The organism is Mesorhizobium sp. 128a, from assembly GCF_053848025.1.
The window spans coordinates 764,084-776,953 of record NZ_JBSPKY010000001.1 but is presented as its reverse complement, the minus strand read 5'-3'; the positions used below and the strand labels follow the sequence as shown (position 1 = coordinate 776,953).

The 12,870-nt window shown below is 62.6% G+C and carries 17 protein-coding genes; 8 read left to right on the top strand and 9 right to left on the bottom strand.

The annotated features are described in order from the left end of the window. Positions 1-112: 112 nt before the first annotated feature. The 3 genes from arfB (at position 113) to ACWTU9_RS03575 (ending at position 2,703) form a co-directional block, all read left to right on the top strand. Positions 113-550, top strand: a complete 438-nt coding sequence (gene arfB, locus ACWTU9_RS03585; RefSeq protein ID WP_455857111.1) for an alternative ribosome rescue aminoacyl-tRNA hydrolase ArfB — start codon at positions 113-115, stop codon at positions 548-550. Positions 551-652: 102 nt separating this feature from the next. Next, positions 653-1,276, top strand: a complete 624-nt coding sequence (locus ACWTU9_RS03580; protein WP_455857110.1) for an alpha-ketoglutarate-dependent dioxygenase AlkB family protein — start codon at positions 653-655, stop codon at positions 1,274-1,276. A 287-nt stretch (positions 1,277-1,563) separates the two neighbouring features. Then, positions 1,564-2,703, top strand: a complete 1,140-nt coding sequence (locus ACWTU9_RS03575) for a phosphatase PAP2 family protein (RefSeq protein WP_455857109.1) — start codon at positions 1,564-1,566, stop codon at positions 2,701-2,703. Here ACWTU9_RS03575 and coaA read toward each other — a convergent pair. From coaA to hisB, 9 genes are read right to left on the bottom strand one after another with little or no spacing between them, the layout of a single operon-like run. Beyond that, positions 2,690-3,649: a type I pantothenate kinase gene (gene coaA, locus ACWTU9_RS03570; RefSeq protein ID WP_455857108.1), complete on the bottom strand. Its 960-nt coding sequence runs from the start codon at positions 3,647-3,649 to the stop codon at positions 2,690-2,692. The two genes, ACWTU9_RS03575 and coaA, sit on opposite strands and share 14 nt — an antisense overlap. A gap of 23 nt (positions 3,650-3,672) precedes the next feature. Continuing rightward, positions 3,673-3,996, bottom strand: coding sequence for a phosphoribosyl-ATP diphosphatase (locus ACWTU9_RS03565; protein ID WP_455857107.1), 324 nt, complete (start codon positions 3,994-3,996; stop codon positions 3,673-3,675). Positions 3,997-4,026: 30 nt separating this feature from the next. Then, positions 4,027-4,821: an imidazole glycerol phosphate synthase subunit HisF gene (gene hisF / locus ACWTU9_RS03560; RefSeq protein ID WP_455857131.1), complete on the bottom strand. Its 795-nt coding sequence runs from the start codon at positions 4,819-4,821 to the stop codon at positions 4,027-4,029. Further along, entirely contained in the window at positions 4,818-5,654 is an 837-nt protein-coding gene (locus ACWTU9_RS03555; RefSeq protein ID WP_455857106.1) for an arginase family protein, read from the bottom strand. The genes hisF and ACWTU9_RS03555 overlap by 4 nt, the downstream gene beginning before the upstream one ends. Then, complete coding sequence (gene hisA, locus ACWTU9_RS03550; protein WP_455857105.1) at positions 5,651-6,397, bottom strand: 1-(5-phosphoribosyl)-5-[(5-phosphoribosylamino)methylideneamino]imidazole-4-carboxamide isomerase; 747 nt, start codon at positions 6,395-6,397, stop codon at positions 5,651-5,653. Before hisA ends, ACWTU9_RS03555 begins: the two co-directional genes overlap by 4 nt. A gap of 2 nt (positions 6,398-6,399) precedes the next feature. Continuing rightward, positions 6,400-6,690, bottom strand: coding sequence for a DUF1330 domain-containing protein (locus ACWTU9_RS03545; RefSeq protein ID WP_455857104.1), 291 nt, complete (start codon positions 6,688-6,690; stop codon positions 6,400-6,402). Between the two features lie 5 nt (positions 6,691-6,695). After that, a complete protein-coding gene (hisH, locus tag ACWTU9_RS03540; protein ID WP_455857103.1) occupies positions 6,696-7,346 on the bottom strand; it encodes an imidazole glycerol phosphate synthase subunit HisH in 651 nt (216 codons plus the stop codon). A 1-nt stretch (position 7,347) separates the two neighbouring features. Further along, positions 7,348-7,827: a DUF2628 domain-containing protein gene (locus ACWTU9_RS03535; RefSeq protein ID WP_455857102.1), complete on the bottom strand. Its 480-nt coding sequence runs from the start codon at positions 7,825-7,827 to the stop codon at positions 7,348-7,350. 4 nt (positions 7,828-7,831) lie between these two features. Next, on the bottom strand, positions 7,832-8,431 hold the full coding sequence (gene hisB / locus ACWTU9_RS03530) for an imidazoleglycerol-phosphate dehydratase HisB (RefSeq protein WP_455857101.1): 600 nt from the start codon (positions 8,429-8,431) through the stop codon (positions 7,832-7,834). Between the two features lie 257 nt (positions 8,432-8,688). On the opposite strand from hisB, the gene hslV reads away from it, so the two are divergent. The 5 genes from hslV (at position 8,689) to ACWTU9_RS03505 (ending at position 12,805) form a co-directional block, all read left to right on the top strand. Beyond that, positions 8,689-9,240 carry an ATP-dependent protease subunit HslV gene (gene hslV / locus ACWTU9_RS03525; protein ID WP_112559910.1) on the top strand — a complete coding sequence of 184 codons (552 nt, stop codon included), beginning with the start codon at positions 8,689-8,691 and terminating at the stop codon, positions 9,238-9,240. After that, positions 9,230-9,754 carry a GNAT family N-acetyltransferase gene (locus ACWTU9_RS03520; RefSeq protein WP_455857100.1) on the top strand — a complete coding sequence of 175 codons (525 nt, stop codon included), beginning with the start codon at positions 9,230-9,232 and terminating at the stop codon, positions 9,752-9,754. The genes hslV and ACWTU9_RS03520 overlap by 11 nt, the downstream gene beginning before the upstream one ends. A gap of 4 nt (positions 9,755-9,758) precedes the next feature. Next, entirely contained in the window at positions 9,759-10,358 is a 600-nt protein-coding gene (locus ACWTU9_RS03515) for a DUF2585 domain-containing protein (RefSeq protein WP_455857099.1), read from the top strand. Positions 10,359-10,362: 4 nt separating this feature from the next. After that, positions 10,363-11,676: an ATP-dependent protease ATPase subunit HslU gene (gene hslU, locus ACWTU9_RS03510; RefSeq protein WP_455857098.1), complete on the top strand. Its 1,314-nt coding sequence runs from the start codon at positions 10,363-10,365 to the stop codon at positions 11,674-11,676. A gap of 172 nt (positions 11,677-11,848) precedes the next feature. Beyond that, a complete protein-coding gene (locus ACWTU9_RS03505; RefSeq protein ID WP_455857097.1) occupies positions 11,849-12,805 on the top strand; it encodes a DUF1402 family protein in 957 nt (318 codons plus the stop codon). Positions 12,806-12,870 lie beyond the last annotated feature (65 nt).

Genomic DNA, 12,870 nt, shown 5'->3' with positions numbered 1-12,870 from the left:
AACTCTCGCTGTATTTGGACATGCAAAACCCCCGAAGGTTGTGTCCAACTTTCGGGGGTCAGTTCACCGATCGGGCCTTTTCTTTTTTGATCCGCCGCGCCATGACTGCGGCATGCCGATAGACGACAACATCATCATATCCGACGAAGCCGTGATCCACCCGGGCGACCTGCACGAGGATTTCATCCGCTCGTCCGGCCCCGGCGGCCAGAATGTCAACAAGGTGGCGACCGCCGTGCAACTGCGCTTCGACGCCGCCAACGCGGCCGGCCTGTCGGAACGCGTGCGCGTGCGCACGATCAAGCTTGCCGGCCAGCGCGCCACTAAGGACGGCGTCATCGTCATCGAAGCCGGCCGCTTCCGCACCCAGGAGCAGAACCGGGCCGATGCCCGGGCAAGGCTGACGGCGCTGGTCGCCAAGGCCGCCGAACCGCCGCCGCCGCCGCGCAAGAAGACGCGGCCATCGAAAGGCGCGGTGGAGCGGCGGCTGAAAAGCAAGGCCGGGCGCGGTACGATCAAGAAGCTGCGCGGCCGGGTGGAGAACGACTAGGCACCACACCAGCATGATGCCGAAAACTGTGGGCGGCTTTCGGGTCGCCGTTTTTGTTTGGCGGTGGCATTGTCGGCCAGATCAATCAGGTGAAGCGTCCCCATGCTCGTTCTGCCCAAAGGCGTCCGCCACATGCCCGGCTATTTGCCCTGCGCGGCGCAGGAAGCGCTGGTCGAAGAGGTCAGGAACGTCGTGCAGCAGGCGCCACTCTTCGTGCCGGCCATGCCGCGTACCGGCAAGGAAATGAGCGTGCGCATGACCAACTGCGGCCCGCTCGGCTGGGTCACCGACAAGGAGCTGGGATATCGCTACCAGCCGACGCATCCGCTGACCGGTGAGCCATGGCCGCCGATCCCCGACGCGCTGCTGCAATTATGGCAAGAGGTCTCCGCCTATCCGCAGCCGCCGGAAGCCTGCCTGGTCAATTTCTATGCGCAGGACGCCAAAATGGGCCTGCACCAGGACCGCGACGAGGCCGATTTCTCGGCGCCGGTGGTCTCCGTCTCGCTTGGCGACGACTGCCTGTTCCGGGTCGGCCAGACGACACGCGACGGCGGCACCAAATCGTTCAGGCTGAAAAGCGGCGATGTCGTCGTGCTCGGCGGCGAAGGCCGGCTCTGCTTCCACGGCGTCGACCGCATCTACCCGTCGACCTCGGCGCTGCTGAAGAATGGCGGGAGGATCAACCTGACACTGCGGCGGGTCAACCCTACCCTGGAGCAGTAGGGGTATTCTTCGGCTTACTGCTTATTAAAGTATAGGTGCGACACAAAGGAATATTGTGTAAAAATTTGGGCCTGATGTTCTTCGGCTCGATTCACCTCGGATGGCACTTATGCCGTGGACGGTATTGTCGAGATTGCCGCGGCGCTCGCCATCTGGTGGGGCTGTGGCAAATTGGGCCTGGCGAATGACGACACCTTTTTGAGCGAGCGCGTCCTCGCACAGCACTAACCGATTCTACAGATTTTCCTTATAAAGTGCCCGGGCATTGCAGCGTCGGCTCGGGGACAATGACAAATAGCAGTGTGGTTTTCCGTCAGCTATGGGCAGTCACCAAACAAGCGATCCCGCTGGTTCGCCGGGATTCAGGCGTTTATCTGTTCATCGTCATCTACACATTGGCCGGACTGGTTTTTCTGTATGCAATAGGTGCTGCCGACCGTAGCGCGTATTCGATATATTTCGGGCGGTGGATATTGTTGAACGGCCTGATGCTGCCGACGTTCGCCATTATCGTCGACATAAGCCTGCTCCTACATCGCTTCGACAGCAGGCGCCGTCTGGCGGCGAAATATGTGTTTTCGACATCGCGGCTGGCATATTCGCTCTCGGGTCTATGCCTCCTCATGGCGCTTATGATCTTTCAAGGCACATTCACCTCGGTGAAGAACGGAATGCCGGTCTGGCAGGACGGCTTTCCATTTGACGTGCTGCATGCCGACATCGATGCGTTCCTGCATTTCGGCGCCGACCCGTGGCGATGGCTCTACCTGGTGGCCGAAAATGATTTCGTGCGGGCCGCCATCGAGTGGAATTACAACGTATTCTGGTTTGTCCTCAATTTCGGCGCCTTGTTCTTCGTCGCCACATCGCCCCGGACGGCGTCGGTTCGAACGCGCTATGTCATCTGCTTCATGGTGGTTTGGATCGTCGTCGGCAACATATTGGCTGGACTGTTCCTGTCGGCTGGTCCGGCGTTTTACGGAATGGCCACGGGCGACACGGCACGGTTTGGCGAACAGCTCGCATTCCTGGCCCGTGGCGCCGAATCCTCCAATTCTGCTGTCTCCTACCAGCAATATTTGTGGAGGCTTCATGAGGCCAGGCAGACCGGTTTCGCGTCAGGAATTTCGGCCTTTCCCAGCGTGCATGTCGGCCTGGCGATGCTCAACGCGCTTTTTGCATGGGAGTACAATCGCCGTCTCGGAGCTGTAGCGTTCGTCTATGTCGCCTTTATTGCCGCCAGCTCGGTCTATTTGGCCTGGCACTATGCAATCGACGGCTATGCCGCAGCTGCTGTCTCGGTGATTGTCTATGCCGCGGCGCGCAAACTCGTCCCGGCGGACCGGCCCTATCTCCGGCGACCGGCGCAGGACACGCAACCGACCGATGTCGCGACCAGCCCGGCGGCGGTCGTCACAGTTTCCTGAGTGCCACTTCCTCGACCAGGTGATTGGCGCCCTTGCGCAGGATGAGGTCGGCGCGCGCCCGCGTCGGCACGATGTTCTCGCGCAGATTTTTCAGGTTGATGTTGGCCCACAAGCCTTCCGCAATGGCGCGTGCGGCATCCTCGGAAAGCTGCGAATAGCGGTGGAAGAAGGAGTCCGGGTTGCGGAAGGCGGTCTCGCGCAGCCGCATGAAGCGGGCAATGTACCAGTGATGGATCAGCTTTTCGTCGGCGTCGATATAGATGGCGAAGTCGAAGAAATCCGACAGGAACGGCACGATCTTGCCGTCCTTCGGCAGCTTGCCCGGCTGCAGCACGTTGATGCCTTCGAAGATCAGAATGTCGGGCCGGTCGATGGTGACGAACTCGCCAGGAATGACGTCATAGGTCAAATGCGAATAGACCGGCGCCTGTACATTGCGCTGCGCCGACTTGATGCCCGACAGGAACCTGAGCAGTGCGCCGACGTCGTAGCTGTCGGGAAAGCCCTTGCGCTCCATCAAATTGTGGCGCCGCAACACCTTGTTGGGCAAGAGAAAACCGTCGGTGGTGATGAGATCGACCGTGGGGCTCGACGGCCAGCGCGCCAGAAGCTCCTTCAGCACGCGCGCCGTGGTTGACTTGCCGACCGCGACCGAGCCGGCAATGCCGATGATGAACGGCGTCTTGACCACGTCGAGCGCATTGAAGAAGGCCTGGCGCTGACGAAACAGCAGCTGGCTGGCCTCGACATGTGCTGACAGCAGCCGCGACAGCGACAGATAGATGCGCTTGACCTCCTCGAGGTCGACCGGGTCGTTGAGCGAGCGCAGACGGTTGATCTCGTCTTCGCTCAGCGTCATCGGCGTGTCGGCGCGGAAGTTCGACCATTGCTCGGCCGAAAAGAAACGATAGGGAGAATATTTCTCGGTCGGAGCAAGCTGGTCCATCGAGTTTCCTGCCCTCCTCGCGGTCAGCCTTTCGGCCGGGATGCCTTTTCGGCGACGCCCGAACGGCCGGTACGGCCCTCAAGCTCCCTCAGTACGTCGCCCAGCGGGACCCCCGCGATGCCGAGCACGACAAGCCAATGATATATAAGATCGGCACTTTCGGAAACGAGGGCCTTTTTATCCCCCGTGACGGCGGCAATCACCGTCTCGACCGCTTCCTCGCCGAGCTTCTGCGCCGCCTTGTCCATGCCCTTGGCGAACAGTTTTGCCGTCCACGAGTCCGGATCGCCGGACCGGGCGCGTTCCCCAATGATTGTCTCCAGGTCGGAGAGCGAAAAGTCAGCCATGGCGAGGTCGCTTTCTTAGCCGGAAACGCTCTAGGGCCGATCGACGGACGAGTCCAGCCGCATCGGCAGGCCGGCTTTGGCCATATGCGCCTTGGCCTGCGCAATCGTGTAGGTGCCGAAATGGAAGATCGATGCCGCGAGCACGGCACCCGCATGGCCGTCGCGGATGCCCTCGACCAGATGATCGAGCGTGCCGACGCCACCTGACGCGATGACCGGCGCGCGCACCGCATCCGCAATCGCGCGGGTCAGCGCAGTGTCGTAGCCGGCCTTGGTGCCGTCACGGTCCATCGAGGTCAACAGGATCTCGCCGGCGCCGCGCTCGACCATTTTTCGCGCGAAGTCGACCGCATCGATGCCGGTCTTCTCGCGGCCGCCATGGGTGAAGATCTCCCAGCGGTCGGCCTCGCTGGGCGCCGACACCTTCTTGGCGTCGATGGCCACGACAATGCACTGATTGCCGAACTTGTCCGCGGCTTCTGCGACAAAATCCGGGTTCTTCACCGCCGCCGTGTTGATCGACACCTTGTCGGCGCCGGCCAGCAGCAGCTTGCGGATGTCGGCGACCTGGCGCACGCCGCCGCCGACCGTCAGCGGCATGAAACACTGTTCGGCGGTGCGGGCGACGACGTCGAAGATGGTCTCCCGGTTGTCTGACGATGCGGTGATGTCGAGGAAGCAAAGCTCGTCGGCGCCGGCCGCGTCATAGGCTTTTGCAGCCTCGACCGGGTCTCCGGCATCGACCAGGTCGACGAAATTGACGCCCTTGACGACGCGGCCGTTCTTGACGTCGAGGCAAGGGATGACGCGCGCTTTCAGCATCAGCCCTTCTCCATCGTCGCCAGCAACTCGCTGAGCAGCTTGCCGACCAGTGGCGGAACGTCGGACTGCGCGTCGAAGGCCGGATCGTAGGCCGAGATGGTGATGCCGGAAATCGGCAGCAGACCAGCCATGCCGCAGACCGCCTGGCGCAGCTGTTTCGGCTCCGGGCCGCCCGGTGTCGTGTAGCGATTGGCCTGCAGCGCCTCGGGATCGTGCACGTCGAGATCGAGATGCAGGTGCACCCGCTTTGCGTCCGGTGCCTTCAGCCTGCCGCAGGCGGTTGCCCAGTCCGGGCATTCGGTGCGGATCACCGGCAGCGTCTTCAACAGTTCCTTTTCAGCCGGATCGAGATCGCGCGCATTGACCAGCACGCAGCGGGCCGGATCGATCGCCTTGAAGCCTGGGATGGCCGATGCCATCGGCTTCCAGCACAGGCCCAGGACCGTGGCCAGCGCCATGCCGTCGAGAAAGCCGTAGACGGAGGTTTCGGGTGTGTTGAGATCGCCATGCTGGTCGACCCAGATGATCGCATCGGCGCCTTCGCCGGCGACCGCACCCGCTGATGTCAGGCAGTTGCCGGCCAGAACGATCGGAAAGCGGCCGCGGTCCAGGGCGATGCGGACCTCGCCGGAGACGGCATTGCATACGGCAAAGCCGGTTGCGATCTCGCGCTCCTGCTCGTCGCCCACCCTGCCGATATCGGTGACGGCCACGTCATGCCCGGCTAGCGTCAGCGCATCGACGAGCCCGCCTGAGATCAGCGCGTCCGGCCCCTGGCCCATGCCGCCGTGATAGTGGCCGCTGTCATAGGAGGCCAGGATGATGGAGATTTTCAAGATCGGGTCTCCATTGCCTTGCCCTGCAGCACCGCCAGCGCCTCGGCCGGATCGATGCGCCCGTCATAGAGCGCGCGGCCGGAAATGGCGCCCTCGAGCTTTTTCGCATCGGGCATGGTCATGCGCACGATGTCGGCGATCGAGGCCAGCCCGCCCGAGGCGATGACCGGAATCGACACCGCGTCGGCGAGGTCGATCGTGGCATCCCAGTTGATGCCGGTCAGAACGCCGTCGCGGTCGATGTCGGTGTAGATGATGGCGGCGACACCGGCACCTTCGAATTTCTGTGCCAGTTCGATGACGCCGAGGCTGGACGCCTCGGCCCAGCCCTCGACCGCCACCTTGCCGCCCTTGGCGTCGATGCCGACGGCGATCTTGCCGGGGAAGGCCTTGCAGGCTTCCCTGACCAGGTCGGGATCGCGCACCGCCACGGTGCCGAGAATGACGCGCGCCAGCCCGCGGTCGAGCCAGTCCTCGATCTGCGCCAGCGTGCGGATGCCGCCGCCGAGTTGCACCGGGTTCTTGGTCGCCTTGAGGATGGCGCCGACCGCCGCGCTGTTGACGCTCTGGCCTTTGAAGGCACCATTGAGGTCGACGACGTGCAACCACTCAAAACCCTGGTCCTCGAAGGCCTTGGCCTGCGCCGCCGGGTCGTCATTGTATATGGTCGCGGTCGCCATATCGCCGTGCTTCAGCCGCACGCACTTGCCGTCCTTTAGGTCGATGGCGGGAAACAGGATCACGATCAGGCGCCCTCGACGATGACGAAATGGCCGGTCGAGGCGGCGAGCCTGTATTTCGATGCTTCCTGATACTCCGGCGAGTGATAGCAGGCGACGGCCACATCGTAGGACTCGAACTCAACCACGACATGACGGTTGCCCGTCAACGTCTCCGGATTTTCATAGCGCCCGGCCCGCACGATGAAGTTCGCGCCATATTTGGCGAAGGCTTTGGCGTTGGCCTCGATGTACTGCCTGTAGATGTCAGGGTCGCGAACATCGACCAGCGCGATCCAATAGCCCTTCTTGCTCATGGTTCTCAGGGCCTCCAGCGCAGGAAATTGGTGATCAACGCCAGGCCGAGCGCCTGGCTTTTCTCGGGGTGGAACTGCGTGCCAGCGAGGTTGCCGCGTGCAACAGCTGCGGTCACCGCGCCGCCATAGTCGGCAACAGCCAGCACTTCGTCCGGCTTCGTCGCGTCAAGATGATAGGAATGGACGAAATAGGCGTGCAGGCCCTTGGCTCCCGTGGCAATGCCGGAAAACAGCGGATGCTTGCGGGTGAGATCTATCGTGTTCCAGCCGATCTGCGGAATCTTAAGCGTCGGATCGGCCGGCGTGATCTCCTTGACGTCGCCGGCGATCCAGCCAAAACCTTTGGTCACGGTCTTTTCCAGGCCGCGCTCCGACATCAACTGCATTCCGACGCAGATGCCGAGGAATGGCCGCGCCTTGGTGATGGCGACCTCTTCCACCGCTTCCCACATGCCGGCGACGCCGCGCAGGCCCGCCGCGCAATCGGCATAAGCGCCGACGCCGGGCAGGACGATGCGGTCGGCGCTGCGCACGCGCTCGGCATCGGCGGTGAGTTCTATGGCAGCGGCAATCCCGGCTTCATGCGCGGCGCGCTCGAAGGCCTTGGTGGCCGAGCGCAGATTGCCCGACCCGTAATCGATGATTGCAACCCGCATGTCAGGCTTTTCCAGGCGTATGGGTCAGGCCCAGCGTCAGGCCGGTCTGCGCCGGCCGGGCAAGGCTGGCGTCGGGCACGATGCGCGGCATAGGCGCCGGTTCGTCGGCCAGCGCCTCGGCATCCAGCGTCTGGCGAATATCGGCATCGTCGAGATTGTGGGCCTCGACGACTCCCAATTCATGCCAGCCACGGCGGCGAAGTGCTGCGATCCGCAATCCCTGGCCGTCCAGGCCGATATAGAGCGAGACCAGCAAAGACAGCGCCGAGCTTGCCCAATCCAGCCCCAGCCATTGGCCGAGCAGCGAGATGAGGCCCATGGCGACGAAGGCGAGCGCGGCCTCGAGCCACAGCCTGTGCCAGGCAAGCCACAGCGGCGCCAGCAGGAAAGCCAGCCAGGAAAAGCCGTCACGGACAAAAATGGTTGCGTCGGCCGCCTCGGTGCGGCCGCCCCCAGGTTCCATCACGACATAGATGGCCATCAGCCTACCCTTTCAGAGATCCCTTGGTGGAGGGAACCGCGTCCGGCTGGCGCGGGTCGCGCTCCAGCGCAAAGCGCAGCGCGCGCGCCACCGCCTTGAAGCAGGTCTCGGCGATGTGGTGGTTGTTGGCGCCACAATGGTTGGTGACATGCAGCGTGATACCGGCATTCTGCGCCAGCGCCTGGAAGAACTCGCGCACCAGTTCGGTGTCGAACGTGCCGATCTTCGGCGACGAGAAGGTGACGTTCCAGACCAGGAACGGCCGGCCCGATACGTCGATCGCCGCACGTGTAAGCGTCTCGTCCATGGCGAGATCGATCGAAGCATAGCGCATGATGCCGCGTCGCTCACCCAGCGCCTTGGCCAGTGCCTGGCCGATCGCAATGCCGGTATCCTCGACCGTGTGGTGGTCGTCAATGTGCAGGTCGCCCTTGGCCTTGACCGTGATGTCGATCAGCGAATGGCGCGACAGCTGGTCGAGCATATGGTCGAAGAAGCCGACGCCCGTAGACATGTCGGACTTTCCGGTGCCGTCGACATGGACCGACACGGCGATGTCGGTTTCCTTGGTCTTGCGGCTGACTTCGGCGGATCGGGACGCCATGACCTTGTCCTTGTCTTTGGGCATGCGACTCTTTGGGCAAACGATTGGGGGCAAAACGAACAGACAATGCCTCCAGGCGCTCATTTGCTTGAAAGCGAAAGCCTTCTAGCAGCATGATCCGGCGATGGCCAGTTGCGATGCGGGCTTCCATCGGCCATGCCGGTGGCGGTTTGCAATCGTTGGCCCCATGCATACATATGGCCGATCGAAATCCCGCGCCAATCGCCTTCTAGGGATCGCGCGAATCGGAGCTACAAATGTCGAATGAACTGACCATGCACGCCACGACCATCGTGACGGTGCGCAAGGGCAACAAGGTGGTGATCGCCGGCGACGGCCAGGTCAGCCTTGGCCAGACCATCATGAAAGGCAATGCCAAAAAGGTGCGCCGCATCGGCAAGGGCGGCAATGTCATTGCCGGTTTCGCCGGCGCCACGGCGGACGCCTTCACCCTGCTTGAGCGGCTGGAAGCCAAGCTCGAACAATATCCTGACCAGCTGACGCGCGCCTGCGTCGAACTCGCCAAGGACTGGCGCACCGACCGCTATCTGCGCCGGCTGGAAGCGATGATGCTGGTGGCAGACAAGTCGGTCTCGCTGGCGCTGACCGGCACCGGCGACGTGTTGGAACCCGAATTCGGCGTCATGGCCATCGGCTCCGGCGGCAACTATGCCTTGGCGGCCGCCCGCGCACTGATGGACACCGACAAGGACGCCGAGGAGATCGCCCGCAAGGCGATGCAGATCGCCTCCGACATCTGCGTCTACACCAACAACAATTTCGTCATCGAAACGCTCGATGCCGCCTGAGCCGCCGGTGCTCTACGATTTTCGGCCGGTGACGGAAAAAGACCTGCCGATGATCGCCGGCTGGCTGGGCGAGCCGCATGTCGCCGAATGGTGGGATGATCCGGAGACGGAAATCGCCGCCATTCGGGAACATATCGGTTCGATTTCCGTCGAGCCGCTGATCGTCGAACTCGACGGCAGGCCGATCGCCTATCTGCAGAGCTACGATCCGCATCTCGAAGACGGTCATCCTTATGCCGACCAGCCGTTCGGCACGCTCGGCATCGACCTGTCGATCGGCGTGCCGGACCTTGTCGGAAAAGGTCATGGCTCGGCCATCGTGCGGCAGTTCGTGGAACAGCTGTTCGAGGAAGGCGCGCCGCGCGTCATCATCGATCCGCATCCCGACAATGGCCGCGCCATCCGGGCCTATGAAAAGGCTGGATTCAGGCCTATCGACCGCAGGCCCTCGGAATATGGGGACGTCGTGCTGATGGCGGTCGATGCCGAAGGCGACGCGCAAGAGGGGGAATAACCTGATGACGACACGGAGCGGGGACAAAAACTACTCGGCCTATGAAGACAGCTGGCGGATGGGGCTTCTGCTCGTGCTCGCTCTGCTCATCTTCCAGGCCGGCGCGCTGTACGGCATGGGGCGCACGCCGATCTGCACCTGCGGCTACGTCAAACTCTGGCACGGCGTGGTGAACAGTTCGGAGAATTCCCAGCACATTTCCGACTGGTACACCTTTTCGCACATAATCCACGGCTTCCTGTTCTACGCCTTGGCCTGGTTTCTGTTCCAGCGTTCGCCGATCGGTCTGCGCCTGGCTTTTGCCGTCGTCATCGAAGGCGGCTGGGAGCTCCTGGAAAACAGCCCGTTCATCATCGACCGCTACCGCGCCGGCACCATTTCGCTGGATTACTATGGCGACTCGATCATCAATTCGGTGTCCGACACGCTGGCCATGGTGCTGGGATTTGTGATGGCGCGAAAGCTACCTATATCAGTCGTCGTCGGCCTCGCCCTCATCTTCGAACTGGGTGTCGGCTACCTCATCCGGGACAATCTGACGCTCAACGTGATCATGCTGCTGCATCCGTTCGAGTCCATCAAGCAGTGGCAAAGTGGAATTTAGCGATATGACCACCTTCTCTCCCCGTGAAATCGTTTCGGAACTTGACCGCTTCATCATCGGCCAGAAGGACGCCAAGCGCGCCGTGGCCATCGCCTTGCGCAACCGCTGGCGCCGCCAGCAGCTCGAAGGCCAGATGCGCGAAGAGGTGATGCCGAAGAACATCCTGATGATCGGCCCGACCGGCGTCGGCAAGACCGAGATCTCGCGCCGCCTGGCGCGGCTCGCCGGTGCGCCCTTCGTCAAGGTCGAGGCGACCAAGTTCACCGAGGTCGGCTATGTCGGCCGTGATGTCGAGCAGATCATCCGCGACCTCGTCGAGATCGCCATCGGCTTGGTGCGCGACAAGATGCGCGAGGACGTCAAGGCGCGCGCCCACCTCAACGCCGAGGAACGCGTGCTGGAAGCCCTGGTCGGCAAGACGGCGAGCCCGGCCACCCGCGATAGCTTCCGCAAGAAGCTGCGCGACGGCGAGCTCGACGACAAGGAGATCGAGATCGAGGTTGCCGACACCGGCACTGGCGGCATGCCCGGCTTCGAGATTCCCGGCATGCCGGGCGCCAACATCGGCGTGCTCAACATCAACGACATGCTGTCGAAGGCGATGGGCGGCAAGAAGACCAAGGCGCGCAAGACCACGGTGAAGGAGTCCTACGCGCTGCTGGTCAATGATGAGTCCGACAAGCTGCTCGACCAGGACGAGGTGGTGCGCCGGGCGCTCGATGCGACGGAAAATGACGGCATCGTCTTCCTCGACGAGATCGACAAGATCGCCTCGCGTGAGGGCGGCATGGGCGCCGGCGTTTCGCGCGAAGGCGTGCAGCGCGACTTGCTGCCGCTGATCGAAGGCACGACGGTGGCAACCAAATACGGACCGTTGAAGACCGACCACATCCTGTTCATCGCCTCGGGCGCCTTCCATGTCTCGAAGCCGTCAGACCTGTTGCCGGAATTGCAGGGCCGCCTGCCGATCCGCGTCGAACTGAGGGCGCTGGAAAAGGACGATTTCGTCCGCATCCTCACCGAGACCGAGGCCAGCCTGATCAAGCAGTACATCGCGCTGATGAAGACGGAAGGGGTCGACCTGACCTTCACCGCCGACGCCATCGATTCGCTGGCCGGCATCGCCGTCGACCTCAACGCCAGTGTCGAGAACATCGGCGCCCGACGCCTGCAGACGGTGATGGAGCGCGTGCTGGACGAGATCTCCTATGACGCGCCGGACCGCAACGGCACCAGCGTCACTATCGACGCCGCCTATGTGGAAAAGCATGTCGGCGACCTCTCCAGAAACACAGATTTGTCGCGATTCATCCTTTAAACGGGGGCGCCGGATCAGTCCGGCGCCGGTTCAGGCAACAATTTCCGGCAAACTGCATGATGTGTGGCCGGATGGTACCATGCGGCCACCTTTCGTCTTGCCGTGCGACGGGGCGCTCTCGACTCAACCGGGAGCACTCCCTAGTTTGCGCGGCAATTCTTTAGGCGGCGGCATGAAAAAACTGATCCTGATCATTCTCGGCTTGACGCTGGCGGCGACGCTGTTCGCCGCCGACGCGGCAACATTGGTGCCGGCGGGCAACCGCAACGCCGTGCAGCCAGACATACCCGGCGCCTCCAGCCGTCGCACCCAGGCCACCAACACCACCTTCCAGGCCAAATACCGCAAGGTCTATGCGCTGCTGCAGAGCGACGCGGAACTGCGCGGCAAGATCAAGAAGGCGGCCGCCGCTTACGGCATCAACCCCTTGCACATCGTCGGCGCCATCGTCGGCGAGCACACCTACAATGTCGACGCCTATGACCGGCTGCAGACCTACTACGTCAAGGCGATTTCCTACCTCTCCAGCAAATTGTCCTTCGCCTATGACGGCGAGGACATCACCGATTTCGTGCAACGGCCGGAATTCAAGAAATGCACAATGTCGGACAGCTACGATCTGTGGGAATGCCGCGAGCAGGTGTGGAACCACTCTTTCCGCGGCAAGACCGTCGGCGGGACGAGCTTTCCCAACGACCGCTTCGGCGCCACCTTCTTCCAGCCCTATTATGCCGGCCAGACCTTTGGCCTGGGCCAACTCAACCCGTTGACCGCGCTGCAGATGAGCGATCTCGTGCACAACGTTTCGGGACTGCCGGAGCTCGATGTCGGCGATCCGAATGGGGTCTACAAGACGATCATGGATCCGGATCTGACGCTGCCCTATGTGGCGGCGACGATCCGCAAGTCGATCGACGCCTATAAGAACATTGCCGGCTTCGACATTTCGGGCAATCCGGGGCTCACCGCCACGCTGTACAATGTCGGCAACCCCGAACAGCGCGCCTATGCGCTGAAGGCCGAGAACGACAAGCGCCGCGCCGCCGGCGAGCCGGTGAAACTGCCGGAAGAGAATTATTACGGCTGGCTGGTCAACGACAAGCTGGACGAGCTGAAGGCGCTGTTTTAGGCGAGCGGCCCTCTACCTCCCCCTTGTGGGGAGGTCGGACCAAAGGTCCGGGTGGGCGGTGCCGC